This is a genomic window from Kolteria novifilia, assembly GCA_007748055.1.
Classification (GTDB): domain Bacteria; phylum Planctomycetota; class Planctomycetia; order Kolteriales; family Kolteriaceae; genus Kolteria; species Kolteria novifilia.
This window is the reverse complement of record CP036279.1, coordinates 7,009,698-7,033,185: the sequence shown is the minus strand read 5'-3', so window position 1 is coordinate 7,033,185 and position 23,488 is coordinate 7,009,698. Positions and strand designations below refer to the sequence as shown.

At 62.2% G+C, this 23,488-nt stretch carries 19 protein-coding genes; 6 read left to right on the top strand and 13 right to left on the bottom strand.

Going from position 1 to position 23,488, the window contains the following annotated elements; all coding sequences use genetic code 11:
* Positions 1 to 720 precede the first annotated feature (720 nt).
* A complete protein-coding gene (locus Pan216_RS25795; RefSeq protein ID WP_145262765.1) occupies positions 721 to 1,128 on the top strand; it encodes a hypothetical protein in 408 nt (135 codons plus the stop codon).
* A 168-nt stretch (positions 1,129 to 1,296) separates the two neighbouring features.
* On the opposite strand, the gene Pan216_RS25790 is transcribed toward Pan216_RS25795, so the two are convergent.
* Positions 1,297 to 1,500: a hypothetical protein gene (locus tag Pan216_RS25790; protein ID WP_145262763.1), complete on the bottom strand. Its 204-nt coding sequence runs from the start codon at positions 1,498 to 1,500 to the stop codon at positions 1,297 to 1,299.
* A 213-nt stretch (positions 1,501 to 1,713) separates the two neighbouring features.
* Between Pan216_RS25790 and cmk the strand changes: the two genes are divergently transcribed.
* The gene (cmk, locus tag Pan216_RS25785) at positions 1,714 to 2,421 is read left to right on the top strand and encodes a (d)CMP kinase (RefSeq protein ID WP_419193005.1); all 708 of its coding nucleotides are present in this window, start codon (positions 1,714 to 1,716) and stop codon (positions 2,419 to 2,421) included.
* A gap of 68 nt (positions 2,422 to 2,489) precedes the next feature.
* On the opposite strand, the gene thiC is transcribed toward cmk, so the two are convergent.
* The 5 genes from thiC to folP all read right to left on the bottom strand — a co-directional run bounded on the left by thiC (position 2,490) and on the right by folP (position 8,475).
* Complete coding sequence (thiC, locus tag Pan216_RS25780; RefSeq protein ID WP_145262761.1) at positions 2,490 to 3,851, bottom strand: phosphomethylpyrimidine synthase ThiC; 1,362 nt, start codon at positions 3,849 to 3,851, stop codon at positions 2,490 to 2,492.
* A 404-nt stretch (positions 3,852 to 4,255) separates the two neighbouring features.
* Entirely contained in the window at positions 4,256 to 5,014 is a 759-nt protein-coding gene (locus Pan216_RS25775) for an MlaE family ABC transporter permease (protein ID WP_145262759.1), read from the bottom strand.
* Between the two features lie 54 nt (positions 5,015 to 5,068).
* Positions 5,069 to 6,109 carry a flagellar motor switch protein FliM gene (gene fliM / locus Pan216_RS25770; protein WP_145262757.1) on the bottom strand — a complete coding sequence of 347 codons (1,041 nt, stop codon included), beginning with the start codon at positions 6,107 to 6,109 and terminating at the stop codon, positions 5,069 to 5,071.
* Positions 6,110 to 6,172: 63 nt separating this feature from the next.
* Complete coding sequence (locus Pan216_RS25765; RefSeq protein WP_419193698.1) at positions 6,173 to 7,468, bottom strand: glutamate-5-semialdehyde dehydrogenase; 1,296 nt, start codon at positions 7,466 to 7,468, stop codon at positions 6,173 to 6,175.
* 158 nt (positions 7,469 to 7,626) lie between these two features.
* On the bottom strand, positions 7,627 to 8,475 hold the full coding sequence (gene folP / locus Pan216_RS25760) for a dihydropteroate synthase (RefSeq protein WP_419193004.1): 849 nt from the start codon (positions 8,473 to 8,475) through the stop codon (positions 7,627 to 7,629).
* Between the two features lie 332 nt (positions 8,476 to 8,807).
* Here folP and Pan216_RS25755 point away from each other — a divergent pair, with 332 nt between their 5' ends.
* The gene (locus tag Pan216_RS25755; RefSeq protein ID WP_419193003.1) at positions 8,808 to 10,238 is read left to right on the top strand and encodes a sulfatase-like hydrolase/transferase; all 1,431 of its coding nucleotides are present in this window, start codon (positions 8,808 to 8,810) and stop codon (positions 10,236 to 10,238) included.
* Between the two features lie 4 nt (positions 10,239 to 10,242).
* Here Pan216_RS25755 and Pan216_RS25750 read toward each other — a convergent pair whose 3' ends face one another.
* From Pan216_RS25750 to mutL, 5 genes are all read right to left on the bottom strand, one after another.
* Entirely contained in the window at positions 10,243 to 11,055 is an 813-nt protein-coding gene (locus tag Pan216_RS25750) for a hypothetical protein (protein ID WP_145262754.1), read from the bottom strand.
* Entirely contained in the window at positions 11,016 to 12,119 is a 1,104-nt protein-coding gene (locus Pan216_RS25745) for a prepilin peptidase (protein ID WP_419193002.1), read from the bottom strand. Before Pan216_RS25745 ends, Pan216_RS25750 begins: the two co-directional genes overlap by 40 nt.
* Positions 12,119 to 12,673, bottom strand: a complete 555-nt coding sequence (locus Pan216_RS25740) for a shikimate kinase (protein ID WP_145262750.1) — start codon at positions 12,671 to 12,673, stop codon at positions 12,119 to 12,121. The genes Pan216_RS25745 and Pan216_RS25740 overlap by 1 nt, the downstream gene beginning before the upstream one ends.
* 22 nt (positions 12,674 to 12,695) lie before the next feature.
* Positions 12,696 to 14,171 carry a shikimate dehydrogenase gene (gene aroE / locus Pan216_RS25735; RefSeq protein WP_145262748.1) on the bottom strand — a complete coding sequence of 492 codons (1,476 nt, stop codon included), beginning with the start codon at positions 14,169 to 14,171 and terminating at the stop codon, positions 12,696 to 12,698.
* 170 nt (positions 14,172 to 14,341) lie between these two features.
* A complete protein-coding gene (gene mutL / locus Pan216_RS25730; RefSeq protein ID WP_145262746.1) occupies positions 14,342 to 16,327 on the bottom strand; it encodes a DNA mismatch repair endonuclease MutL in 1,986 nt (661 codons plus the stop codon).
* A gap of 428 nt (positions 16,328 to 16,755) precedes the next feature.
* Here mutL and Pan216_RS25725 point away from each other — a divergent pair, with 428 nt between their 5' ends.
* Together Pan216_RS25725 and Pan216_RS25720 are read left to right on the top strand one after the other, a co-directional pair.
* Positions 16,756 to 17,421, top strand: coding sequence for a BON domain-containing protein (locus Pan216_RS25725; RefSeq protein ID WP_145262744.1), 666 nt, complete (start codon positions 16,756 to 16,758; stop codon positions 17,419 to 17,421).
* Positions 17,422 to 17,844: 423 nt separating this feature from the next.
* The gene (locus Pan216_RS25720) at positions 17,845 to 18,990 is read left to right on the top strand and encodes a leucine-rich repeat domain-containing protein (RefSeq protein ID WP_145262742.1); all 1,146 of its coding nucleotides are present in this window, start codon (positions 17,845 to 17,847) and stop codon (positions 18,988 to 18,990) included.
* Between the two features lie 39 nt (positions 18,991 to 19,029).
* On the opposite strand, the gene Pan216_RS25715 is transcribed toward Pan216_RS25720, so the two are convergent.
* On the bottom strand, positions 19,030 to 19,455 hold the full coding sequence (locus Pan216_RS25715) for a hypothetical protein (protein WP_145262740.1): 426 nt from the start codon (positions 19,453 to 19,455) through the stop codon (positions 19,030 to 19,032).
* Between the two features lie 119 nt (positions 19,456 to 19,574).
* Positions 19,575 to 20,960 (bottom strand): 6-phosphofructokinase, encoded by a 1,386-nt coding sequence (locus tag Pan216_RS25710; RefSeq protein WP_145262738.1) that lies wholly within the window; start codon positions 20,958 to 20,960, stop codon positions 19,575 to 19,577.
* A 543-nt stretch (positions 20,961 to 21,503) separates the two neighbouring features.
* On the opposite strand from Pan216_RS25710, the gene Pan216_RS25705 reads away from it, so the two are divergent.
* Positions 21,504 to 23,408 carry an ABC-F family ATP-binding cassette domain-containing protein gene (locus Pan216_RS25705; RefSeq protein ID WP_145262736.1) on the top strand — a complete coding sequence of 635 codons (1,905 nt, stop codon included), beginning with the start codon at positions 21,504 to 21,506 and terminating at the stop codon, positions 23,406 to 23,408.
* Positions 23,409 to 23,488 lie beyond the last annotated feature (80 nt).

Sequence of the window (23,488 nt, the reverse complement as noted above, 5' to 3'; positions counted from 1 at the left end):
ATGCTGGAATAGCGCATTTTCCTTGCGACGACGATGAGAACGCCGCTAGCGGCCGTTTGATCGCCCAATGTCAGCCGTGGTAGGCTTGCTCGCGCAGTCTCCGTGTCGAGAATACTCAGTAGTCCCATGTCCATGTCCTCCTCATTCATTGGGCTGAGCTTCCCTTCAATACACGTCGCAAACGGCTCCAGGGAACCACCTCGGTGCTATGCCGCTCTCTCGCTTGTTTAAGAGAGGCGAAAATAGTTCATGATGTCGACGGCCGGGTGGTGAGTCGGCACGTGGATGCCTAGCAGCCCATTGATCTATTCGATGCGGGCTGCGAACGGCCCGTTTGGCCAATCTCGGTGTTGAAAAACCTCGACGAATTTACGGGTTCGCCTGTGTGTTTCCTCCTTAATATTGTCCAACATTGAACGTTCTCGCCTTGCCCGCTTGAATCAACGGACGGCTAGGATCGTGTTCATATCAACGAGATTGGCATCGGGCATGCCAACTATCAGTTCGGTTGCCGCGTCGTTCCCGCCGTGGCGGTGGCGTGGTTGAATTGACGAACTTGGAGTGCTGTCACCGTTAGGAATGAGCACCATCGATTCGAAGGTCGGTCTTCGGTGGGCCCTATGTCTATGCAGGTCTCGCGTGCAATACTCATGTTGAAGCATTCGAGAAAGATCATAAGATCGTTTGTCTGGTAATGTATAGATCTCAAGGAGAAGAACGTTGGCCGGAAAGAAGACCGGTGGGCCCAACAAGTCCGCGTTTGCGAGAGACTTTCTCAAGAAGAAACCGGACGCGAGCGTCAAGGATGTCCAGGCTGCTTGGAACACCGACGGCAACAAGGATGAGCTCAATCCGACTCTCGTCTATCAGATGAAGAGCAAGCTCGGGTTGGCACGTGGCCGGGGACGCCGGAAGAAGAAAAAGGCATCGGCCAAAGCGTCGCCAGTGAGCGCCACGCCCGCTGTCGCTCGTCGCGGACGTCCCCTTGGAGACGATCGGGCGGGATCTTACGAGGCGATCGAAACGCAACTGGATCGTCTGGTCGCGGAGGCGGAAGCGTTAGGTGATCGCTCCTTGGCCAGTGAGCTGCGCTCGGCGCGTCGCTATTGCTCGGCGAAGTTGATCTAAGCGCGTTCATCCGCGCAAGGGGCCGGCACGCGGAAGGGACAATCGTCCCCTACCCTCGTGTCGACGTTCCCCTGTTTTGCCGGTGCCTCGCCGTTGAGGGTCTTCCCATCAAATGTGGAGACCCTTTTCCTTTTCTTGGGGCGCGTTCTCACGGCGTCGGCGCGGCGTTCAATCGCGGGGATGACGAAGTCTCAGTCCGATTGTTGCGAGGACGACGCCCGCGACGATGATCACTCCACCTTTGATCAAACCGTTCTGGAGCATCGGTTCGGAAGACCCTCCCCCTAGTTCCAGCGCGATCAAGTAGATGCCGATGCCGATGCAGCCGATCCCGACGACCGAGTGCTTCACGATTTCTGCCCAAGCCTTCATTGGCTCCGCTTTCTTCGCCCATGGGCGAACTATTCTCGCTGGCCGCTACCATCGGTCCCGAGATCTTTTCTTCCCGTCGGCCAGCCATTATCCTTGAACGGATTGGGATAAGGTCAAGGTTGTTTCGCCGAAGCCGCGACCTCCCGGACCATGGCTTCGGGGCGTCGCGGGAGTCGATCGAGGCGCGACAACCACTCTCACCACGAGCACTTGATGGAACTCGATGGACTCGTCGATGCGTCTTGGGAGCAAACGACGTTGATTGTGACGATCGATGGACCGGCCGGAGCCGGGAAGAGCACGGCGGCGCGACAGCTCGCTTCGCGACTGGGGTTCGATCACCTCGATACCGGTGCGATGTATCGGGCGGTCACCCTCGCTTGCCTGCGCCGAGGGATTGACGCTCGCGACGAAACCGCCCTTGATGGCGTGCTGACCGAGATGGACCTGGTGCTCGAATCCCCCCACGTGTTGCTCAACGGCGAAGACGTCTCGTTGGCGATCCGCGAGCCGGCCATCACCTCGCGCGTCAAGGAGTTCGCCGACAGCGCCAAGGTCCGGCAATTCATGGTCGAGGCTCAACGGCGCTTCGCCGTGGGACGTCGTTTGGTGACGGAGGGACGCGACCAAGGAACGGTGGTCTTTCCCGAGGCCCCTTGCAAATTTTTCCTGACCGCGGATGAAGCGGTTCGGGCCGAACGGCGCCAAGTGGAACTCGGTGAGTCAGGGCACGTCGTGTCGCTGACCGCGCTTCGCGATCAGCAGCGAACCCGGGATCAAGAGGATCGCGAGCGTAGCCTCGCTCCGCTACGTCCCGCCGAGGATGCCGAGATCGTCGATTCGAGCGACCTCACGTTGGACGAAGTGCTCGATCACCTCGAGCAGCGCGTTCGGGAACAAATGGGCCCTGTGGAGAAATAGCCCCGTCCCCCCTGGGGCCCGCTCGCAACGACCGGCGATGAGGCCAAGATGATCGACGTCCGTGCCGGTTAGGAGGGTAGGTCGGCGGTCGACGATTCTTTCGCTTCCGCGTTGGGAAGCTCGAGTTGCGCGACGACGGGCGATTCCATGTTGCGGATGTCCTCGCTGATGCGCATCGAGCAGAACTTCGGTCCGCACATCGAGCAGAAAGGCGCGGTTTTAAAGGAGTCCTGCGGCAGCGTTTCGTCGTGGAATTCGCGGGCCTTGTCGGGATCGAGCGAGAGCTCGAACTGACGCTTCCAGTCAAACTCGTAGCGAGCCTTGCTCAACTCGTCGTCGCGATCGCGAGCATGGGGACGGTGCCGGGCGATGTCGGCGGCATGAGCGGCGATCTTGTAGGCGATCACCCCATCGCGGACGTCCTGGGCGTTGGGCAACCCAAGGTGTTCCTTGGGAGTGACGTAGCAGAGCATCGACGCGCCAGCCCAGCCCGCGAGGGCGGCGCCGATCGCGCTGGTGATGTGATCGTAGCCGGGGGCGATATCCGTCACCAGCGGGCCGAGGACATAGAAGGGTGCCTCGTGGCACTCCTGCATTTCCTTCTCGACGTTCATCTTGATCTGGTCCATCGGCACGTGTCCGGGGCCTTCAATCATGACCTGGCAGTCGTGCTCCCACGCTTTCTTGGTCAATTCGCCCAAGGTTTTGAGTTCGGCGAACTGGGCCTCATCGCTGGCGTCGGCCAAGCAGCCGGGACGAAGTCCGTCGCCGAGGCTGAAGGTGACGTCGTAGGCACGCATGATCTCGCAGACTTGGTCGAAGTGGGTGTAGAGCGGGTTCTCTTTCTGGTGGAACATCATCCACTGCGCCATCAGGGAGCCGCCGCGCGAGACGATGCCGGTGATGCGGTGCTTCGTCAGTGGGAGGAATTCCCAGCGGACACCGGCGTGGAGGGTCATGTAGTCGACCCCTTGTTGCGCCTGGTGCTCGATCATGTCGAGGAGCATCTGCGCCGTGAGGTCCTCGGGGCGCTTGACGTTCTCGATCGCCTGATAGATCGGCACGGTTCCGATCGGAACCGTGCTCTCCTTGATGATCTCCGCTCGGATGGCGTCGATATTGCCACCGGTCGAGAGATCCATGACGGTGTCCGCACCGTACTTGACGGCGGTGTGGAGCTTTTCGAGTTCGTCGTCGATCTTGCTGGTGACCGCGGAGTTGCCGATGTTCGCGTTGATCTTGCAACGAGCGGCGACGCCGATCGCCATCGGCTCAAGCTTTTCCTTGAGGTGAACCTTGTTGGCGGGGATGACCAGGCGGCCACGGGCGACTTCGGAGCGGATTGTTTCAGGATCGACGTGCTCGCGCTCGGCGACGAACTCCATTTCCGGGGTGATGACGCCCGCGCGGGCCTGTGCGATCTGAGTCATGGTTGCTTCCTCGTGCGAAGTGGGCCTGGTCGAGCCATTGGTTCCGGTCGTTGTCGAAGGTTGCCGGACCGTTGGCGTTCCGTTCCCGTCCCGTCAATCGTAGTCGGTTTCGATTCGTGATGACGACGATCCCGGCGAATGGGACGTCGGGGCGGGCATCGGTTGGTCAGCAAACGGCGATGCTATCTCGTCGGCCCATTCAATACGCTCATCTTTAGGGAGCAACGCGGGGTTGTCAATGAAGCGACGTCGGCTCGCAAGCCCCGCATGAGCCTGTCTTTCCGGGTGTAACGAATCGCGGGAGAGCGAGCCATCGCGAGAAGCGACTCCGCGACCGGTCGCGGGGCGAGCGGACGGCATGACGGGGATGTGGAGTGCCCAGGGAGAAGGGGGACGTCGACCACTCAGGGGATGTTGCCGGAGATCCATTGAATCAAGCGTACGAGCACGACGTTGCCGGCCAGGACGGCGAGGGTCGACCAAACGACCGCCCGAGTCGCGGCCTGGCCAATCGCGGTGGTGCTGCGCTCGGCGTTCAGTCCGAGCCAGCAGCCAATCCAGCCGACGAAGAGCCCAAAGACGGCCGTCTTCGCGACCGCCAAGATCGCCTCGATCGGGCCAAGCAAATCGAGCGACGCGTGGGCGTACTGACTCCAGGTGAGCCGACCGCTCGAAGCCTCGGCGAAGTAACTTCCCAAGAGCGCGGCGTAGTCGATCAGGATCGTGAACAGGGGCAGGGCGATCAGGCACGCCGCCACTCGGGGGGCCACGAGGCGTTTGATCGGATCGAAGCCCAGGCAGCGAAGAGCGTCGACCTGTTCCCCCGTTTGCATCGCGGCAAGCTCCGCGGCCAGACCCGAGCCAAGTCGGCCCGCGGCGATCACGCCGACGAGCGCGGGCCCCACCTCGACGACCACCGCGAGCATCAGGAGCGAGGGAAGAAGGGCTTCGCTATCGAACTGACCCAAGATGGTTGCCAAGTGCATCCACGTCACCAAGCCGAGCGAGGCTCCCACGAAGGCGATCAAGCCGGCCGTGCCCGCGATGACGTGAACCAACTGTCTGGCGACGAGGGCGGGGCGGCGCGCCAGGCCCGGCAGCGCCCAAAGGACCTGTCCCGCGAATTCGGAGAACCGGCCGATCGTGTCAAAGAAGGCAACCATGATGTTGCGCCTCCGCGAGGCAACTGGGCTTTCGTACTCCGGGCAATCGAGGAGTCAGCCGTTGATACGGGCATTCGGTTCGGCACGCTCCTCAATGCGAACGACTTTGCGTCCCTTGAGGGTGAACGGACGCGCGCGGAACTTCGGTTGGCCGGCGATGGTGACGAGGAAGGGGCTCGACTGGACCTTGTCGATCGGAAGTAGATCGCCGACTTGTAGGTCCGCGAGCTGTTCGGCGGTCATTGTCGTCTCGCCAACGAACGCGACCAGATCGATCGGAGCGTTGGCGAGTTGGTGGACCACTTCGTCGCGTTTGGTGCCGCGTTTACGACCGTAGGTAAACCACGTGTTCGAGGAGAGCTTGCCGATTACCGGTTCGATGACGTTGAAGGGGATGCAGAGGTTCATCATTCCGCGAATCTCGCCGATCGTCAGTTCGAAGCTGACCAAGACGATGACTTCGTTCGGGGGAACGATGTAGACGAGTTGCGGGTTCGACTCGATCTGATCGACATGGAAGTCGATCGGGATGATATTTTCCCAGACCTGCTGCAAGCCGTCGGTCGCCTTCGCGGTGATTCGTCCGACCAGGCGCTGTTCGATATCGGTGAGCGCCCGGCGCGGAACGAGGACGTCGCCGCGACCACCTCCAAGCAAGCGATCGATGATCGGAAAGACGATCGAAGGATTGATCTCGAGGACCATCCGCCCCTCGAGCGGTTCGCACTTGAGCACGTTGAAGCAGGTCGGGTTCTCGAGACTGAAGATGAACTCGCTGTAGGTCAATTGATCGACACTGACGAGCTTGACGTCGACAATCGTTCGAAGATAGCCCGAGAGGGAGGCGCTCAGATTGCGGCTGAAACCTTCGTGGATCGACTGGAGCGCTCGCATGTGCTCCTTGCCGACGCGCTCGGGTCGTTTGAAGTCGTAGAGCGTGATGTCGGGAGGAAGAACATCGCTCGAGGCCGACATGCCCCCCGCGGGCAGGGCGAAGGCCTCGCTCCCCAGACTCGCGGCGGCAGCCGCTCCTCCCGCCATGTTGACTTGGGCGAGAAGCTGCTCGACTTCTTCCTGACTAAGAACATCACCCATTCTCGGACGTTCTCCTATCGGTCATGGCCGAGTTCGATTGTCTCGCCGACGGACCAAGAGTCGCTAGGTGCGAATCTGGCCGTTGCCGAAGGCGACATACTTGTAGCTGGTCAACTCGTTGAGCCCACACGGGCCGCGAGCGTGGAACTTGTCCGTGCTGATGCCGATCTCCGCCCCGAGTCCGAACTGGCCTCCGTCATTGAAACGCGTGCTCGCGTTGACGAATACCGCGGAGGAATCGACGGCGGTGGTGAACTGTTGAGCGGCCGCGAGTTTCTCGGTCACGATCGTCTCGGTGTGTCCGGAGCCATGCTTGGCGATGTGGTCCATCGCCGCCTGAATGTCGGGAACGACTCGAACGGAGAGGATCAGCTCGAGGTACTCCGTGTCGAAGTCCTCCTCCGTGGCGGGCGTCGCCGCCGCGATCAACTCACAAGTTCGGGGACATCCGCGAAGTTCGACGCCCCGCGCGAGTAACCGCTCCCCGATCGCGGGAAGCAGGTTCCCAGCCGCATGTTCGTGGACGAGTAGCGTTTCGGCCGCGTTGCAGACGCCGGGACGGTGACACTTCGAGTTTTCGACGATTTCGACAGCCTTGTCCTTGTCGGCGGACGCGTCGACGTAGACGTGGCAAATTCCCTGGAAATGTTTGATCACGGGCATCGTCGCCTCGTCGGCGACCCGGCGGATGAGCGCCGCGCCGCCTCTGGGGATGGCGACATCGATGAAGTCGTTGAGGCGGAGGAACTCGCCGACCGCCTCGCGATCGGTGATGCCAACCATCTGCACCGCGGAGTTCGGCAAGCCCTCGGCGGCCAAGGCCTTCTGGATGAGGCCGGCCACCGCGATGTTGCTATGCCGCGCCTCTTTCCCTCCACGCAGGATCACGGCGTTGCCGCTCTTCAGGCAGAGCGCGGCGGCGTCCGCCGTCACGTTCGGACGGCTCTCGTAGATGAAGAAGACGACGCCCAAGGGGACGCGAACCTTCATCACGTTGAGGCCATTGGGACGGACGGAGGAATCGATCACTCGACCGACCGGGTCAGCGAGCATGATGATCTCGTCCACCGCGTCGGCCATCGAGCCGAGACGCTGCGGTGTCAGGCGAAGTCGATCGACCTGCGCGCCGGTTAGACCGAAGGAGGGGGCGGCTTCCAGATCCTTCTGGTTCGCCTCCATCACGCTTGGCGCCTCCTCCCGCAGTAGCCGCGAAAAGTGGCTCAGTGCCCTGTTGCGAGCTTCGCCGGGAAGGGTCGGCAGAACCCGCGAGGCCTCCTTGGCCGCTTCAGCCATTTCGTGACAGTACGTGTCGATCGCCATTTCCGTCGTTGCCATTATCGTCTCTTTCTCGGCGGGAATCGCGGTCCGCCTTATCTTTCTCTGTTTCGCCTCTGGGAGCCCACGGCTCGTTGGTGTTCGGTCAAACGCCAGCACTGGGTGTGCCGCAAACCCTCCAATTGTGTCTGTTGACCGGAGAGGGGCCCGTGGCATCCGAAGGAAAGGCCCTTGTTCGGCACTCACGACTCATTTTCCTCGATCGCCAAGGCGATGTCGAGGGCGTCGCGAATTGCCGCGACGTCGTGAACCCGGAGGATCTGGGCTCCGTGGAGGTAGCCGCAAACCGCCGTCGTGATCGAGCCGGCGAGGCGGTCTCGCTCGCCACGCCCGGTGATCTCGCCGATGATTCGCTTGCGCGACGCTCCCAAGAGGATCGGTCGGCCGAAGCGATCGAAGGTCCGCAGCTCCTTCATCAGTGTCAGGTTGTGCGCCCGCCGTTTGGCGAAGCCGATCCCTGGATCGAGCACCACCCGCTCGCGAGCGACGCCACCCTCCTCAAGCTGTCGCATGCGCTGCTCGAAGTACCCGATCAACTCCCCGACCACATCATCATACGTTGCCAGGTCGTTCATCGTCTTCGGCGTGCCACGCATGTGCATCACGACGCAGGCCGCGGAGCTCTCGGCGGCGACCTCGATCATGCGTGGATCCCGGAATCCGGTGACGTCGTTGATGATCGTAGCACCCGCGTTGAGGGCCAGCCGGGCGACGTCCGGCTTGTAGGTGTCGATCGAGATCGGGACCGTGACTTCTTCGGTCAGTTTCTCGATGACGGGGATCACGCGCCGTAACTCTTCCTCGGCGTCGACGGGCTCGGCACCCGGGCGTGTCGACTCGCCTCCCAGGTCAAGCCAATCGGCACCGTCGGCCGCCAGTTGTTTCGCGTGGGCGACGGCGCGATCGGCATCAAGGAACTCTCCGCCGTCCGAGAAACTGTCAGGCGTGACGTTAACGATTCCCATCACCAGGGGGCGTGGCCCGATGAAGAGATCCTGGTCGTCTAGTCTTAGCATCGCCGTCGCGTGCAACGATTGGCTCCCTATTTCTCTCACAAACGCCAGCGTTGGGCCGACATGTCCGCACCCTGTTCGCGCCGGTCGGCAAACAGTCAGTGGCCCCCGAAGTCTTGGGGGGCTGACCTTGGATGAACGAAACTTTCTCCTGTCGCCGCCGCGCGACCGGTGGAGGAAGGTCCGTCGCCTCTCATAGCCAATCCGCGACCTTGGTCCAGACCAGGTTGTTTTCCGTTCCCCGCTTCTCAATACTGTGAGAAGGACGTCGTTTCCGCGTTGTCCCGAAATTCTCGCGTCGCCGCAATGGCCACGCACCCCGCCTTCTTCCAACGCAAGGTATGACTCGCATGTTCCGTCCGATGTTCGCTGTCCTTGTTGGTGTCGTCCTCTGGCATGGCGGAGGCTCGCCCCTCCACGCGGCGGATCGTCCAAATCTCATTCTGATCATGGCCGACGACATGGGGTATGCCGATCTCTCCTCGTTCGGAGGTACCGCGGTCAAGACCCCGAACATCGACGCCCTCGCCTCAACCGGAATGCGGTTCACTCAATATTACGCCGCTTCGGCGGTCTGCACCCCGACTCGCGCCGCGGTGCTGACGGGACGATACCCGCTGCGGTTCGACATCCGGCGGCACTTTCCCGACGACGAGAGCCATCTTCCCCGTGGGACGGTAACGCTTCCTCGATTGCTCCGATCGGCGGGCTACGCGACGGCTCATGTCGGCAAGTGGCATCTTGGGGGGCTTCATCAGAAACACCTCGACGATCGAGCCCAAAGTATCCCCGGACCTCAGCAGCATGGGTTCGAGCACTACTTGACGCAGCTCGAGGATCCGCCGGTTCGCGTTCCCCTGGGAAAGAGTAAGACGACCTATCGTAAGGGAGGTCAGCATCTCGTTCGCGATGACGACAACGCCCCGAAGGACGACCGCCACTACACCGACATCAACGGCGACGAAGCGATCGCGTACATCGAGCAGTTCCACCGCGAGAAGCGGCCCTTCTTCATCAACTTGTGGTTTCTCGTCCCTCACACGCCGTACGAACCGGCCCCGAGTCCCCACTTGGAACGCTACGAGGAGACCGCCGATGGGGACCAGCTTCTCTTCCGATCGATGATGTCGCACATGGATGAGAAGGTTGGCCAAATCGTGGCCAAACTGAAGGAACTTGGCATCGACGACAACACCTTCATCCTCTTCACGTCGGACAATGGGCCGGCGTGGCAGGGGAACCCCGGACGGTGGAAGGCGGGCAAGACCGACCTGCACGAGGGCGGGATTCGCGTGCCGATGATCGCGACCTGGCCGGACCATATTCCGGCTGGCACCGCATGCGACACCCTCGCTCATGCGACCGATATCTTGCCGACGATGTGCGCGGCGGCCGGTGTCGCGCTTCCGAAGAACGTACACTTCGACGGCGTTAATCTGCTGCCGATGATGACCGAAGGGCGCGATCTTCAGCGGGGAACGGTCTTCTGGCAGATGGATCTCTATCCACGCATCCAACGGTTCATGCAGAAGCCCAAGCCCTACTCGACGGAGGTCGTTCGCGACGGGCGGTGGAAGATGCTCGCTCGCGAGGGCAAGGCGACGGAACTCTTCGACTTGGAGTCCGATCCGGGGGAGACCAAGAACCTCCTTCATGAACAACCCGAGCGAGTCGCACGCATGGAAGGGGAACTGAAGGCCTGGCTCGCGGAGCCACGCCGGCGTTGGGACGATCCGACACTCAAGCCCGAGGTTGGCGATTCCGCGAACGCGAGCCCGTGACTTGTTATCGCTTTCGTTTTCGGCGGTGGCGGCCGAGGTAACGGGCCGCCGTGTTCATGTCACGCCGCATCTCCCGCCAGACGGTCTCCAGCAGGAACATACGCGAGACGTCGGCCGGTTGGCGATCGCGCCGAGCGACGTACCAACCGACGCGACAGGCGACGACCAGAAACGCCAGGGTCCAGACCCATGCCAGGAGACTGGCGAGAGGCGAGGGGATGCCGAGTCCCACCGCCAGACCACGCTCCGAGGGAATCAGTCGCCAAAGCAGGGCGGCACCCAGCGGCCAGAGTGGCAGAAACGCGAGCAGGATCCCGAGCGGCCGGAGCGTCGTCCACCAAGGGGACTCTTCCCACCGCGGCTTGGGCTTCGGGACTTCCGCAGCCGTGGAAGGCGATGACTCTCTAGGCAACGAACAATAGCGATAGTGACCCGCCAAATAGCCGACGAAGCAGGCGACGAGCAAGACGTCCTCGAGGTCGATGCCCTGCTTGAGTCGCACGATGCGTAGAGGATGATCCATGGACTCGAAGAGAATCAGCGTGAGGATCAGGATCAGCACCGGCGGCGCGAGCGAGGTTCGCAGGACGATTCCGGTGACCGCGACGATCGCGAGGATCAAGAGCGACACGGGCGCGGAGGAGCCGAAGTCGTAGCGACCCTGGAGCAGCAGGACCATCAGCGCGACCGATACCAGGCAGACCGCTCCGTAGCCCCATGTGAGCGAACGGATCTCATCGGTCTCACTGGGGGACGCCGCCTCGTCCGACGGTTGCCCTACGAGCGACGAAGACGATTCCACAGACGTTTCGTCCATTGCAGGGCTCCCGCGACGATCACGAGCAAGACCAGCATGCCCACGCCGACAATCAATAGTAACGAAAACTCGGAGCTAAAAAGCGGAAACGCGCGCCGCCAGATCGGTTTCCAGAAGAAGAGGCAAAAGACCGTCGCGAGGCTCAAGTGGGGACCAAAGGGAAGCTCCAGTCGTCCACCCAGAAGAAAGCCGAGTACGCCGACCACCAGCGCCGAGACCGGCGCGAGAAAGAACGCGATGATGACCGTCTGCCATCCGACGAAGCTTCCGACCATCGCCATCAAGGTGACGTCGCCGAAGCCCATCGCCTCCTTGCCGAAGACCCAACTACAAAGGGCGCGAATGATCCAGACGACGCCTCCTCCCGCGAGGAAGCCGAGGATGGAATTGAGCAAGCCGAAGTAGATCGGCCAGTGCGCTACCCAATAGCTCTCAAGCACGACTCGTGTCGCCTCGTAGCGAGGGACACCCCCGGGCTCGGTTCCCATCCAGTCGGCCCACGAACGCGCCGAAAAGAGTTCGGCCGCATGGGGCGGAGGACTCCACGCCAGCACCGGGTGGAGTTCCACGCCTCCGAAGGTTCCCAGGCCGATTCCCAGTAGCATCCCCGGCACCGTGATCGAGTCGGGAATGATCATCCAATCGAGATCGGTGAAGGTCGCGAGGATCAACATCGAGATCAGGATCGCGTGATAGGAGAAGAGGAGCCACAGCTTGGCGCGGTCGTAGTACCAGGGATTGGAAGGAAAGGGTGTCTTGCCCGCCGGACCGAAGTAGAGCCAAAGGAGCCCGAGAAAGAGACTCGCCGTCAGGAGCGGAATGCCCACGCGCCGAAGCGACTGCCTGGTATCACACTGATGGCAGCGGCCAAGTCGCCAGAAGTAACCCAGGAGGGGAATGCCCATGATCGCGGGGAGTGGTTGATAGCAGCGTGGGCAATAACGCCCGATCGGCCAGATGAGGCTCTTGCCGAGTGCCAGCCGGACGATCGCGCGTTCGACGAGATGGCCGACGACCAGCCCGAGCAGCGCGATCCAAAAGACGCTTTCCCAGGAAGGCCCCATCACGACGGCTCCCGAGGCGACTCGGAACCCGTCCATTCGGTCCAGGCCGTGAGGATCGTCGTCACCACCGCGTCGATGCTACCTTCCTGATCGTTGGCGACCACGAGGTTGGCGACGTCGCGGTAGAGTGGGTCGCGCGCCGCGAGCAATTCGCGGATCTCCCCGATACCCCCATTGGTGGTCAGGTTGGGACGGCGGTCAGCCGTCGTGGGATCGCGCTGAACGCGACGGTGAATGGTCTCCGCGTCGGCGGTCAGCCAGACCACCCAGCCCCGCTTGAGAATGTCGCGATTGGCTTGTCGCAGGACGACGCCCCCCCCGGTACCCGCGATCACATGGTCGAACGCCGAGACGCGACGGAGCGTTTCTTCCTCCTGGTCGCGAAACCCCGCTTCGCCGATCTCTTCGAACATTGTCGCGATGCTCTTGCCCACCGCCTCCTCGAGTAACTCGTCCAAGTCGAGCGCCAACCAGGGAGCGCCGAATCGAGAAGCGAGTTCCCGGGCGATCGTGCTCTTGCCCGTTCCTCGAAAGCCGACCAGATAGATATTCATGCCGTGCGAATCTCGGTTGCGGTTACTTGTTGGTGGCGAAGGCTTGCCGGACGACCTCGAGCATCAACCCTCGCTTGGGGGCTCGGCCAGTGAAGAGTCGGTACTGGGCCTCGGCTTGGTGAACGAACATCTCGGCGCCGGTGACGACTTGGCAACCCCGCGCGGCGGCCGATTCGATCAGCTTCGTGCGTTCGGGATTGTAGACGGTGTCGAAGACGACCATCCCCTCGCGCAGCGACGCCTCGGGGAAGGGTGTTTCGTCGATCTTTGGCACCATGCCGACTTTGGTCGCGTTAACGAGGAGATCGCACGCGACCGCGCCACGCTCTTCCCAGTCTACCGCGTCGACGCCTACTTCCTTCGCGAGAGCCTCGGCCCGCTCTCGGGTGCGATTGGCGAGGACCACTTGCGCGCCGGCGTCACCAAGAACGACCGCGATGGTTCGCGACACTCCCCCCGCGCCCAGAATCAGGGCGGTGACGTTCTCGAGCACCGTCGTTCCGCGAAGCTGTTCGAGCGCGTGGAGTACGGCGGGGCCATCGGTGTTGAAGAGGGCTCGACGCCCTTCCGCGTGGACCCACGTGTTCGAGGAGTGGGCGGCGGAGACCAGCGGGTCACGCACGTCTCCGTGACGCAAGAGCCTCTGCTTGTGGGGGATCGTCACGCTGAGGCCCTCGATCCCGAACGCGGTCGCCTCGGCCATGAACTCGTCGAGTTCTTCTTCGGGAACGCGGAAGGGAACGTAGACCGTGTCCTGTCCGTCGGCGGCGAAGGCGGCGTTGTGGACCTTGGGGCTCAGGCTTTGGGCAATAGGGTCACCGATCACGCCGAAGACGCGCGTGTCGGCCCCGATCGACGGGTAGTGGTAGACGTCGCGAAGTTCCGCGAGGGTGAGCATGCCTGGAGCGACGACCGACGCGACATCGGCCGCGGCGAACGTGAACGGAGAGCCGACTTTCGCGTTGAGGATGCGAGACGCGACCCCCAAATCCCCCATCGCGATCACCAGCGCGGGAACCTTTCTCGACGTCGCCCAACGTAGAAGCCGGAAGGTGTCGGCAACTCGCTGGGGCATCACGGCGATCTTGAGGACGTCAGCGTCACCCGCTTCGAGTTGATGGGCGAGGGTGGGGAGATTGTCGGGCATCCCAAGCATGTCGTGATAGCTGATGAGCCGCTTGGCGTCGCCTTCGCGCGGGATGTGGTGGGCGATGTCCTCTTCGAGGTCGACGTAGTCGAACCCCGCGCGGCAGGCATCGCGAAGGAGTTTTCGCCGTTCCGCTTCCGGTCGATTCCAGCGACCGCCGTCTTCCGGTCGACGTGCCGTCGCGATGAGTGGGCACGTGCGCTGGTCGAGGATCTCCGCCAAATCGGTCGGTTCCTCGAGGTAGTCGAACCGAACTTCCAGGCAGCCCGCTCCACGTTCGGGAAGTCGGCGTAGCTGCTCGAGGAGCGCCTCGCGACTCTTCTCCGCGACCGAGACACAAATGTCGCCCAACGAACCAGACTCCTGCAATCGTCCTTGGAGCACCCTCCGGCCCTGTGCCGATCGAGGGGGATCTCTCGGGATCGTTATAGGGCAACCGGGAGAAACGTGGCCCAGTTCCGCGCAAGTGGCTGCGTGAAGAGGAGGGCGGGGAGGGCGATTTGTTGTCTTGATGGACTGGTTTAGATCCGTTTGAACTGTTTCTCAAGCTCTTGGAGCGAGAATCGAAGCATGGTGGGACGACCGTGCGGACAGTGATGGCTGTCGTCCACAAGATGCCGGCGCCGCATCAATTGCTGGATCTCCTCGTCGGTGAGGGGATCGCCCGCCTTGACCGCCGCCTTGCAGGCCGCCAAGTGCAAGAGATCCTCAAGCAATTCATCTCGCGACGGAACGCGCCCCGTCTCCTCGAGGCGATGGGCGATCTCTCGAACGAGTTCCTCGAGCTTGGCCCGCGATAGCAGCGTCGGAACCGATTGCACCAGAACACAGCGTTCGCCGAACTCGTCGATGCGCAAGCCCAATCGCTGAAGGACCGCGCGCTGTTCCAGGAGCAGCCCCAGTTGCGTCGGCGTGACATCGATCGGCTCGGGAACGAGCAGTTCCTGGGTCTCGACCGCTTGTTCGGCGACTCGGCGGCGAAACTCCTCGTAGAGCATGCGTTCGTGCAGCGCGTGTTGATCGATCAACAGCATGCCGTCATCGGTTTCCGCGATGATGTACGAGTTGTGGATCTGTAGCGCTCGGTGCCGGGGACGATCATCCCCTTGCGGCGCGTGGAAGGTCTCCACGGTCGGCTGAGGCTCGGCGGGAAGACTCGAGTCGGCTATCGAGGGCTCGTCGGCATCGGCGGCCGCCGATTGGCCATTCTCCGGGTTGAGTGGTTCGCGCGTTGTGGGTGGTTCCCAAGTCGATGGCTCCGAACGCGACGGAGCAGGGGGGGCGGTCCGTCGGGCGACGGGCGACGGCGTCGCCGATTCACGCGGAGGAGAGGACTCGGTCGGTGTCGCTGGAGCATCCCAAAGGGAAGGGGAGTTGGCGGGAGCGGAACTCAGCGAGAACTCGCGGTTGAGTGAGCGACGAGCCTCCGCGGAGCCGTCGGTGCTCGTGGCGGCGGACGATTCGCTCGTTGCGGGTGCCTCGCTCTTTGGAGCCGGCGCCCGCAGGGTCGCTGTCAAGTCGGAGGAGAGAAACTCGTTGCGGATCGACGCCAGGAGATGGCTGTACATCTGATGCGGATTCTCGAAACGAACTTCGATCTTCGTCGGGTGAACGTTGACGTCGACCTGATCCGAGGGCATCTCGAAGAAGAGAAACGCGACCGGGTAGCGACCGGTCATCAGCAAGCCGCGAAAGGCCTCGCTGATGGCGTGGCTCAGGGAGCGATCGCGAATATACCGCCGGTTGACGAAGAGGTACTGGCCGCGCGAATTCGGCCTATCGAGCGAAGGGTCGCCGACAAAGCCGTGCAATCGAATGCCGTCACGCTCCGCGTCGATCGGGACGAGCTTGTCCGCGAGGCGATCCCCGAAGAAGACGCCAATCGTCTCCCGGAGCGAGGCGGTTCTGGGGCGATCATGAACGACTCGCTCGTTGTGAACCAAGCGAAAGCCGACATCGGGGTTGGCCAACGCGGTCCGGATCATCGCCTCGGCGACATGGCCGAACTCGGTCTGCTTGCTCTTGAGGAACTTGCGGCGGACGGGAACGCTCGCGAAGAGGTTGCGGATTTCGATTTGGGTGCCGCGCGGGCAAGCGGTGTCGCGGACATCGTCGGGGTGCCCATGATGGACCTCGAGCAGCGCGCCGACCTCTTGTTCCTCCGGCCGACTGCGAATGGTGAAGTCGCTGACTCCGGCGATGGCGTTGAGCGCTTCGCCACGAAATCCGAAGCTACGAATGCGAAAAAGGTCATCCGCGCCGATCAGTTTGCTAGTCGCATGGGCCGCGACGGCCAGTGGAAGCTCCTCGCGGGGAATCCCATGTCCGTCATCGACGATGCGAACGAGGTCACGTCCCCCCTCGGCGACATCGACGATGATCGAGCCGGCGCCGGCATCAAGGGAGTTCTCGAGCAGTTCCTTGACGGCGCTGCCGGGGCGTTCGATGACTTCCCCCGCGGCGATCTTACTCACCACGTCGGGGGAGAGTGGGCGAATCGTTCGCATCGAGTCCCTCCATGAGTGCTGATGTCCGGTGACGCGCGAAGAGTCGCGTCTGGGCGGCGCGGGGCATCGCCAACCAATCGAATCGTAACCTATTTGACTACGGGGTGGCGCCCGATCGGTCCAGGGCGCCGGCTTTCGTCAATCACCGATCAACCTCGTTTTCTCCGACCGCCGCGAGGGCGAACGATCGCCGGAAACAGGAGTGGCTGGCGTCATTTGGGGCCTGCATCTGCTTCAACCGGGAGAACCGGTCGTGGTGGGCGAATTTTTTCCCGAGGCGATGCGTCGAGTTAGTTGACCATCCGCCGCGCAGGTGCAACGGTTTGGTCGTGATCATCATGGAAGTAGACGGCGCGGTCTCCTAGGAGCCGCGACCGCGACGTGAGGCCGCGGGGGGCTTCCTCGTTGGCTGGAAGGAGACCAGAAGAATGCGCAACTTTGGATGGGTAATGGCGGCCCTCCTGGTACCAGCCTTGACCGGTTCGGTCTTCGCGGGGTCAGAAGAGAATCAACAACTGGCCGACGAGTTGGCCCAGGTGATCAAGTCCAGTGGTCGCTTGAGCGGCTACGATCTTGATATCGCGACCGAGGGTGGAGTCGTGACGCTGACCGGCCAAGTCGCCAACGAGGCCCAACGGGCCGCGCTGATGGGCATGGCCCGTCAGCATCCGGGAGTGGTCGCGGTCGCCGATCGCGTCCGCGTCTCGGGTCGTGACCAGGTCGTTCCCGTCGGCTACGAGGATGTCGTTCCCGGAGCGATGCCCGTCGAGGTCGATGCCGCCGCTCCGGTCATGGAAGGTGTTGTTACCGACGGTGTCGTCGCCGATCCGATGCCGGTGCAGGGCTTCCCCGGTGGCGTGGTGCCCTACAGCGATGCCCCGGTCATGCCGCCGTACTCGTGGCCGGCTTACACGCCCTACAACAACTTCGCGTCGACGGCGTACCAAACGCAGTACCCCTCGGGAGCGTGGCCGTTCATCGGCCCTCCCTACCCCTACCCGATGATCCCTTCGGGATGGCGTAGCGTCACGCTGAAGTGGAAGAAGGGTTACTGGTGGTTGAAGTTCAACTCCTGCGGTGACTGGTGCCACTAATCGACAAGTTACCCCGATGAGCGTCTCCCCGCGGCCCGGGCTTCGTCCTGGGCCGCCGCTCTTTCTTGACCCACCTTTTCGCCCATCATTTTCTTCCTCTCGATTGACCCCGCTTGCGACCCCGCCTCTTCTTCGGCACAATACGGGCACCTACCGAAAGCGCCGAGAGGAACGCTCGGCCGGACCGTGCAGAAACACGCGACGTCGCTCCGTCGTGGTGGGCCTAGTTTCCTTTTGTCTCCCACGTAGTCGGTTTCGCTCGTCGCCGAGTTCCACGGTTCCTTTCGCTTTCGGTAGTTCACGCATCGGACGTTTCCTGAAGCAAGGGACGTCGCGGACTGATGCGAACACGGGGAAATCGAGAGGAACGTGAACGACGGCGGACGCGTTTGCCGTCGCCATCAATGGGTTCGGGAGGACACCATGTTGAGACTCTTGTTGACGGCCACCTTGGCCGTGATCGTGGTGACGACGGCGCGGGCCGACGAGAAGAAGGCGGAGAACAAAACTCCCTCGACAAGCGCGGAGAACAAAGCTCCCGCGAAGGCCGAGGTGAAAAAGACTGACGCAAAGCCGGCCGCCAAGAAGGACGAGGCTCCCAAGAAGGCCAAGCCCACGAAGAAGGCCGAGCCCAAGAAGGAGGAGAAGAAACCGGCACCTCCCAAGAAGAAGGATGACGCCAAGAAGAAAGCCGACGCGAAGGCGAAACCCAAGACCGCGAAACCGAAGGAGCCGGCGAAGAAGGACGAGAAAAAGGTCGCCAAGAAGGAGAAGCCGAAATCCAAGCCGCCGGCGCCCGCTTTCAAGGACAAGAACCTCGAGGCCGCCGTCCGCAAGTACGTCTTTGCCAAGCGAAACAACACGCAGCCGATCGTCGCCGAGGATGTCCGCAACCTCTCGACGATCGTCGCCAAGGGAGCCAAGATCAAGAGTTTGGCCGGCTTGGAACACTGCAAGAGTCTCGCGCTGCTTGACATCGCCAACAACGAAGTCAGCGACCTGACGCCGATCAAGGGTCTTGATCGAATCCAGTCACTCACGCTCGAGAACAACAAGGTCACCGACCTCAAGCCGATCGAAGGGCTCAAGCGGCTACAGTTTCTCGACATCACGGGCAACGACGTGAACGACTTGACCCCGCTCGCGAAGTTGACGGCCCTCAACTCGCTCTACCTCGCGGACAACAAGATCGAGAATCTCGGCCCGCTGGCGAGCTTGAAACGCCTCTGGTCTCTCGATCTCTCGGGGAACCAAGTCGCCGATCTCGGCCCGATCGGTGGTCTTGATCACTTGATGTCTCTGAACCTGTCCGGCAACCGGGTCGAAAGCCTCGCCCCCTTGGCCAAGCTCCTCGACTTGAACCGCTTGCACGTCGACAACAACAAGATCCAGGATCTTGGACCGATCGTGTCGATGACCCGGACGCGGGACAAGGAAGGGATGTTTACCGGGTGGCAAGTGACGGTGGTCGGCAACCCGCTCACGCCCGACGCGAAGGGCAAGCAGGCGAAAGAACTCAAAGCGCTCGGGGCTCGTCTGAGTCTGGAGGCGGACAAACCGAAGAAGTAGCGACGCCGCGCGCCTCGTGCGGAGGGGATACGGCGATGGCTAGGAAGTGCCCTGATCGCTTGGCGTCGCCACCACCCCTCCGCTAGCGGAGAGTCGTTCTTGTGAACTGGCGACCAGTCGGTTCAACATCGATGGCCAAAGGCTCGGCGTGGACTCCTTGGTCACGCGGGCCCGGAAGCCGCATCCGAGCAAATCGGCCAAGGGAACACCTCTCGGCGGTGGGCCGACCCACAGGCCGAGGGTTTCCCGTCGCGCCATGATGCTCGCCAACTCTTCCAGAGACGCGCCCACTTCCTCGGCGTCGACGACCAAGATGGCGGAAGGGGAAGAGCGGCGAAGTGCGATTCCGACCTCGTCCCAAGCTCGCGCCGTCATCAGGGCGACGGGTAAGCCCGCGCACGAGGGCCGGATCCGATCCTCGAGGTAGCCGGCCTTTTCCCAGATGATTACCGCCGTCGCAGGCATCCGCGGCTAGCTCCTCTCGCTTGAACACGACGACTGACGCTGTTGGTTACCGCTGGCGCCACATCTCCAGTGAGGAGAATCGTCCCAGAAGGCTGGCGGCGCCGTCGGCCCCATCGAGATTATGTCGCGTCGAGGAAGTGAATCCGCTTACTCATGTCGGCGTTGACCGAGTGGTAGGCGCGATAGAGGTTGCCGGGATTGAAGAGACTGTCGCGAATGTGCTCGACATCGTCGTAGCCGATGGCGTTGCTGAAGATAGGCAGCAAGTATTCGATGCCGTGGTGGCTGGCACGCATCAGTTCCGGATCGTAAAGACAGGGATGCATCTCCCGAGCGTGAATCAGTCCCCAGCGGTCGCGGAAGCTATTTCCCGCGAAGCTGTCGACGTAGAAGCCCTTCTCCTTGTTCCATTGCAGGATCGCGACCGCGTTGTTTTGCCCCTCAAGGAGCATCTGGACCGATTTGCCACCGAGTTGGGAGGCATAAAAGCGGTCGAAGACGATTGGCCGGCCACCCCGTTGGGTGTGTCCAACCTTACGAGTGAAGATCGCGGCCCGAGCCGACTCGCAGCGCCGCTTGCGGACGAAGTAGTCGTCGCCGATCTCGTCGATGAGAAGTTTGCGTAGCGCCTCGGCACCACCCGTGAGGACGACGTTGCCCGCGGGGTCGTGGGCCTTCTTTTCGGCTCCGAGAATATCGCCATTCTCGTCGACGACCCCTTCGGCACAGACGATCACGACATGTTTCTGCAGGTCATAAACACGTTTGACTTCTTCGACGAGCAGATCGAGGTTCAGCGGAGACTCGGGGAGCAGGATGAAGTCGGGCTGCCCATAGGCGGAACCGAGGGCGAGATAGCCCGAGTGGCGGCCCATGACTTCGATGATCGCGATGCGCCGGTGGCTCTCGGCGGTGGTTCGGATCCGCTGGACACCCCACGCGGAGACGAAGACGGACGTGGCGTAGCCCGGCGTCGCGTAGTTGATCATGTGGTCCATGTGGAAGACCTGGCGCGACTTGGCCCTCTCGTAGCGATAGCCATCATTGCCTTCGTTGGGAATCCGCATCCATTCGTCTGGTTCGTTGCGGTAGTTGAGTCCCAGGTCATTGTCGATCGTCTTGGGAGCCAGCACGGTCGGGATTCGATCGGCGATCGGCTGCATCCCGTTGAGCGTTCCGTCACCGCCGATGCAGATCAGGCCCTCGACCCCGGTCTGTTTGAGCCGATCAACCACCATGTCGAGAGCTCTGGTGTCATTGTGGTCGACGTAGTCGCGCGACGCCCCGAGGATCGTTCCACCGCGGGTCGGGTCGAGTTCGGGAATCGGCCGATAGAGGGGGTTGAGGTGACAGTGGGGAACGCCGGGGTTGAAGAGGGAACTGAATCCCTTGATGAAGCCAATGACTTCGACGTTGAGCTCGCTCGCTCGGGTCACGGCACCGTGAATGGTCGCGTTCAGCGCGGGCGTATCGCCCCCGGCGGTGAGAATACCAATACGTTTCATATGGAGACGCCTCCTCGGACTCAGCTCAATCAACCAACCTCGAGAACCGATTGCTGATTCCCTGAAGCATCCCTGGCCCCCTCAATCGAGCGTCATTGTGGGAACTCGGTGGATGCGAGGAAAGTCCAGCGGTCCCACCTTTTAGTGAATTGAGCCGCCCTGACTCCGCCTGATCGCCAAAAGGATCAAATCTTCTCAGAAGAATAGGCCGATCTTCCCGACAAGTTGCGGAATCTTGACGCAATATCTCTCCAAACACCGCCTTCGGGCGAAAATGGAGCGTTCGCATCGGCTCCTTTCACCCAGTCGCGGCCCCCTTCCCAACGGGCGAGATGAGAATCTCGATTTCGCGATCGTGTCAATTCGGTACACTTCCCGAAGCGATTGCGAGTTCCGACGGGGCAGTGAGAGAGCCATTCGCCAGGCTCCGCCCCCTGGCCTCGCGCCTTCGCCGCCGCGAGCGACGTGGTGCTCCCGAGGCTCGTGGAGCGACTGGCTCCGCGGCAACGATTGTCAAGCAAGGTGAGGAACACCTAGGATTCCATGATTGTCTGTCGTGCTCACGAAATCTCTCGTCACTACGGAGCCTTTCCGGTCTTCGACGGGGTCAGCTTCGAGATCGAAGCGGGCCAACGGGTCGGCTTGGTCGGTCCCAACGGAGCGGGCAAGAGTACCCTGCTGCGCGTGATCTCCAAGGAGAACCCACCCGACGCGGGGCGATTTCACATCCACGACGAGGCGACGGTCGCCCGTCTGGCTCAGTTCCCCGACTTCCCGCCGGGACGCAAGCTCCTTGAGGAAGTTCGTTCGGCGATGCGCCACTTGGAAGAGTGGTACGAACAGATGGTCGCCGCCGGGGAGGAGCTCGCGAAAGCGACCGACGAGACCGAACAGCGCCGCTGGGAGAACCGCTACGACGACCTTCAGGACCGACTCCGGCGTCACGGCGGCTACGACTTCGAGCATCGTCTCGAAGAGGTCCTCTTCGGCCTCGGGTTCCGCGAAGAGGACTTCGAGCGTTGCCTCGACGAGTTCAGTGGCGGTCAACAGAGCCGGGTGCTGCTCGCCCAACTGCTGCTGCGTTCTCCCGACTTGATGTTGCTCGACGAGCCCACAAACCATCTCGACATCGAAGCGACCGAGTGGCTCGAGGGATACTTGAGCCGACAGCAGACAGCGATGGTCATCGTCAGTCACGATCGCTACTTCCTCGACCGAACCGTGACCGACATCTACGAGATGCATCGGGAGAAACTGACGATCTACCCCGGCAACTACCAGGCGTACTCGAAGTTGCGGGAGGAACGGGCGAAGGTCGCCGAACGGATGGCGACGAAACAACAAGAGGCGATCGCCCACCACGAAGACTTCATCCGCCGCAACAAGTACGGCCAACTCGCCAAGCAGGCCAAGTCGCGCGAGAAGATGATCGCCCGTCTCGAGGAGGATCGGGTCGAGAACTACGCCGAGCTCGATGCTCCGTCGATGGCCTTCATGGGTGAAGTGACCCGCACCGGCGACATCGTCGTCGACGCGAAGAACTTGGGGAAGAGCTTCGACAAGGAACTCTTCTCCGACGTGACCTTGCAGATCCAGCGCGGCGAGCGCATCGGAATTGTCGGTGCCAATGGGACGGGGAAGACGACCTTCCTGAAGGTCCTTCTCGGCGAGGAAGGCCCGAGCGCGGGTAGCGTTCGGCTCGGCCATCAGGTCTCGGTCGGCTACCTCGATCAGGGCTTGGCCGCCCTGGATGAGACGCAGACGCCACTTGAGGCCGTTCGCCCTCCTTCGCGCGTCGGCGAACCGGTCAACGTCTTTCGCGGCCTACTCGCCCGTTTCGGTGTCGGCGCCGATCTGGTCGAGAAGCCGATCTCGACCCTCAGCGGCGGGGAACGGACCCGTGTTGCCCTGGCGTGTCTCTCCGCGCGCTCGGTCAACTTTCTGATCCTCGACGAGCCGACCAATCACCTCGATCTTTGGGCGTGCGAAGCCCTCGAGAAGTGTGTGAAGGGTTTTCCCGGCACCGTCTTGGTCGTCAGTCACGATCGCTACTTCCTCGCGAGCGTCGCCGAGCGGATGCTCTGGTTGACCGACGGGACGATTCGCGACATCCCTGGCGGCTATCAACGCTACTGGGAAGCTCGGCAAGCCCCCGCCTCGAAGGGAAAGGCGAAAGCCGACAATCGCTCCAAGGCCGATGCGTCCAGCAACCGAAAGGCGCCGCGGCGCAAGCGGAAGTTTCCCTACCGAAAGACCGCGGAGATCGAACAGGACATCGCTCGTCTCGAGAAGGATGTTGCCGGCCTGGAGGACTCCCTCCTGCTGCCGGAGGTCTACAAGGATGGCCGGAAGGTGAAGGAGGCCACCGGTCAGATCGAGAAGCTCAAGGCCGATCTCGAGCAACTGCTCGAACATTGGGAAGAGGCAATGGAGCTGAACCAATCCTGAGCAACTCTTCCACGCTCCGCACGCGACTGCTGATAGACTAAGAGACTGCCGCGGAACCAAGAGGTCGCTGGTCCACTCCT

Bases quoted from the DNA above. Each gene is read 5' to 3' on its own strand.
- Pan216_RS25790 (WP_145262763.1), bottom strand. From the start codon at position 1,500: ATGAAGGCTTGGGCAGAAATCGTGAAGCACTCGGTCGTCGGGATCGGC.
- cmk (WP_419193005.1), top strand. From the start codon at position 1,714: ATGGAACTCGATGGACTCGTCGATGCGTCTTGGGAGCAAACGACGTTG.
- thiC (WP_145262761.1), bottom strand. From the start codon at position 3,851: ATGACTCAGATCGCACAGGCCCGCGCGGGCGTCATCACCCCGGAAATG.
- Pan216_RS25775 (WP_145262759.1), bottom strand. From the start codon at position 5,014: ATGGTTGCCTTCTTTGACACGATCGGCCGGTTCTCCGAATTCGCGGGA.
- fliM (WP_145262757.1), bottom strand. From the start codon at position 6,109: ATGGGTGATGTTCTTAGTCAGGAAGAAGTCGAGCAGCTTCTCGCCCAA.
- Pan216_RS25755 (WP_419193003.1), top strand. From the start codon at position 8,808: ATGTTCCGTCCGATGTTCGCTGTCCTTGTTGGTGTCGTCCTCTGGCAT.
- Pan216_RS25750 (WP_145262754.1), bottom strand. From the start codon at position 11,055: ATGGACGAAACGTCTGTGGAATCGTCTTCGTCGCTCGTAGGGCAACCG.
- Pan216_RS25745 (WP_419193002.1), bottom strand. From the start codon at position 12,119: ATGGGGCCTTCCTGGGAAAGCGTCTTTTGGATCGCGCTGCTCGGGCTG.
- Pan216_RS25740 (WP_145262750.1), bottom strand. From the start codon at position 12,673: ATGAATATCTATCTGGTCGGCTTTCGAGGAACGGGCAAGAGCACGATC.
- mutL (WP_145262746.1), bottom strand. From the start codon at position 16,327: ATGCGAACGATTCGCCCACTCTCCCCCGACGTGGTGAGTAAGATCGCC.
- Pan216_RS25725 (WP_145262744.1), top strand. From the start codon at position 16,756: ATGCGCAACTTTGGATGGGTAATGGCGGCCCTCCTGGTACCAGCCTTG.
- Pan216_RS25720 (WP_145262742.1), top strand. From the start codon at position 17,845: ATGTTGAGACTCTTGTTGACGGCCACCTTGGCCGTGATCGTGGTGACG.
- Pan216_RS25715 (WP_145262740.1), bottom strand. From the start codon at position 19,455: ATGCCTGCGACGGCGGTAATCATCTGGGAAAAGGCCGGCTACCTCGAG.
- Pan216_RS25710 (WP_145262738.1), bottom strand. From the start codon at position 20,960: ATGAAACGTATTGGTATTCTCACCGCCGGGGGCGATACGCCCGCGCTG.
- Pan216_RS25705 (WP_145262736.1), top strand. From the start codon at position 21,504: ATGATTGTCTGTCGTGCTCACGAAATCTCTCGTCACTACGGAGCCTTT.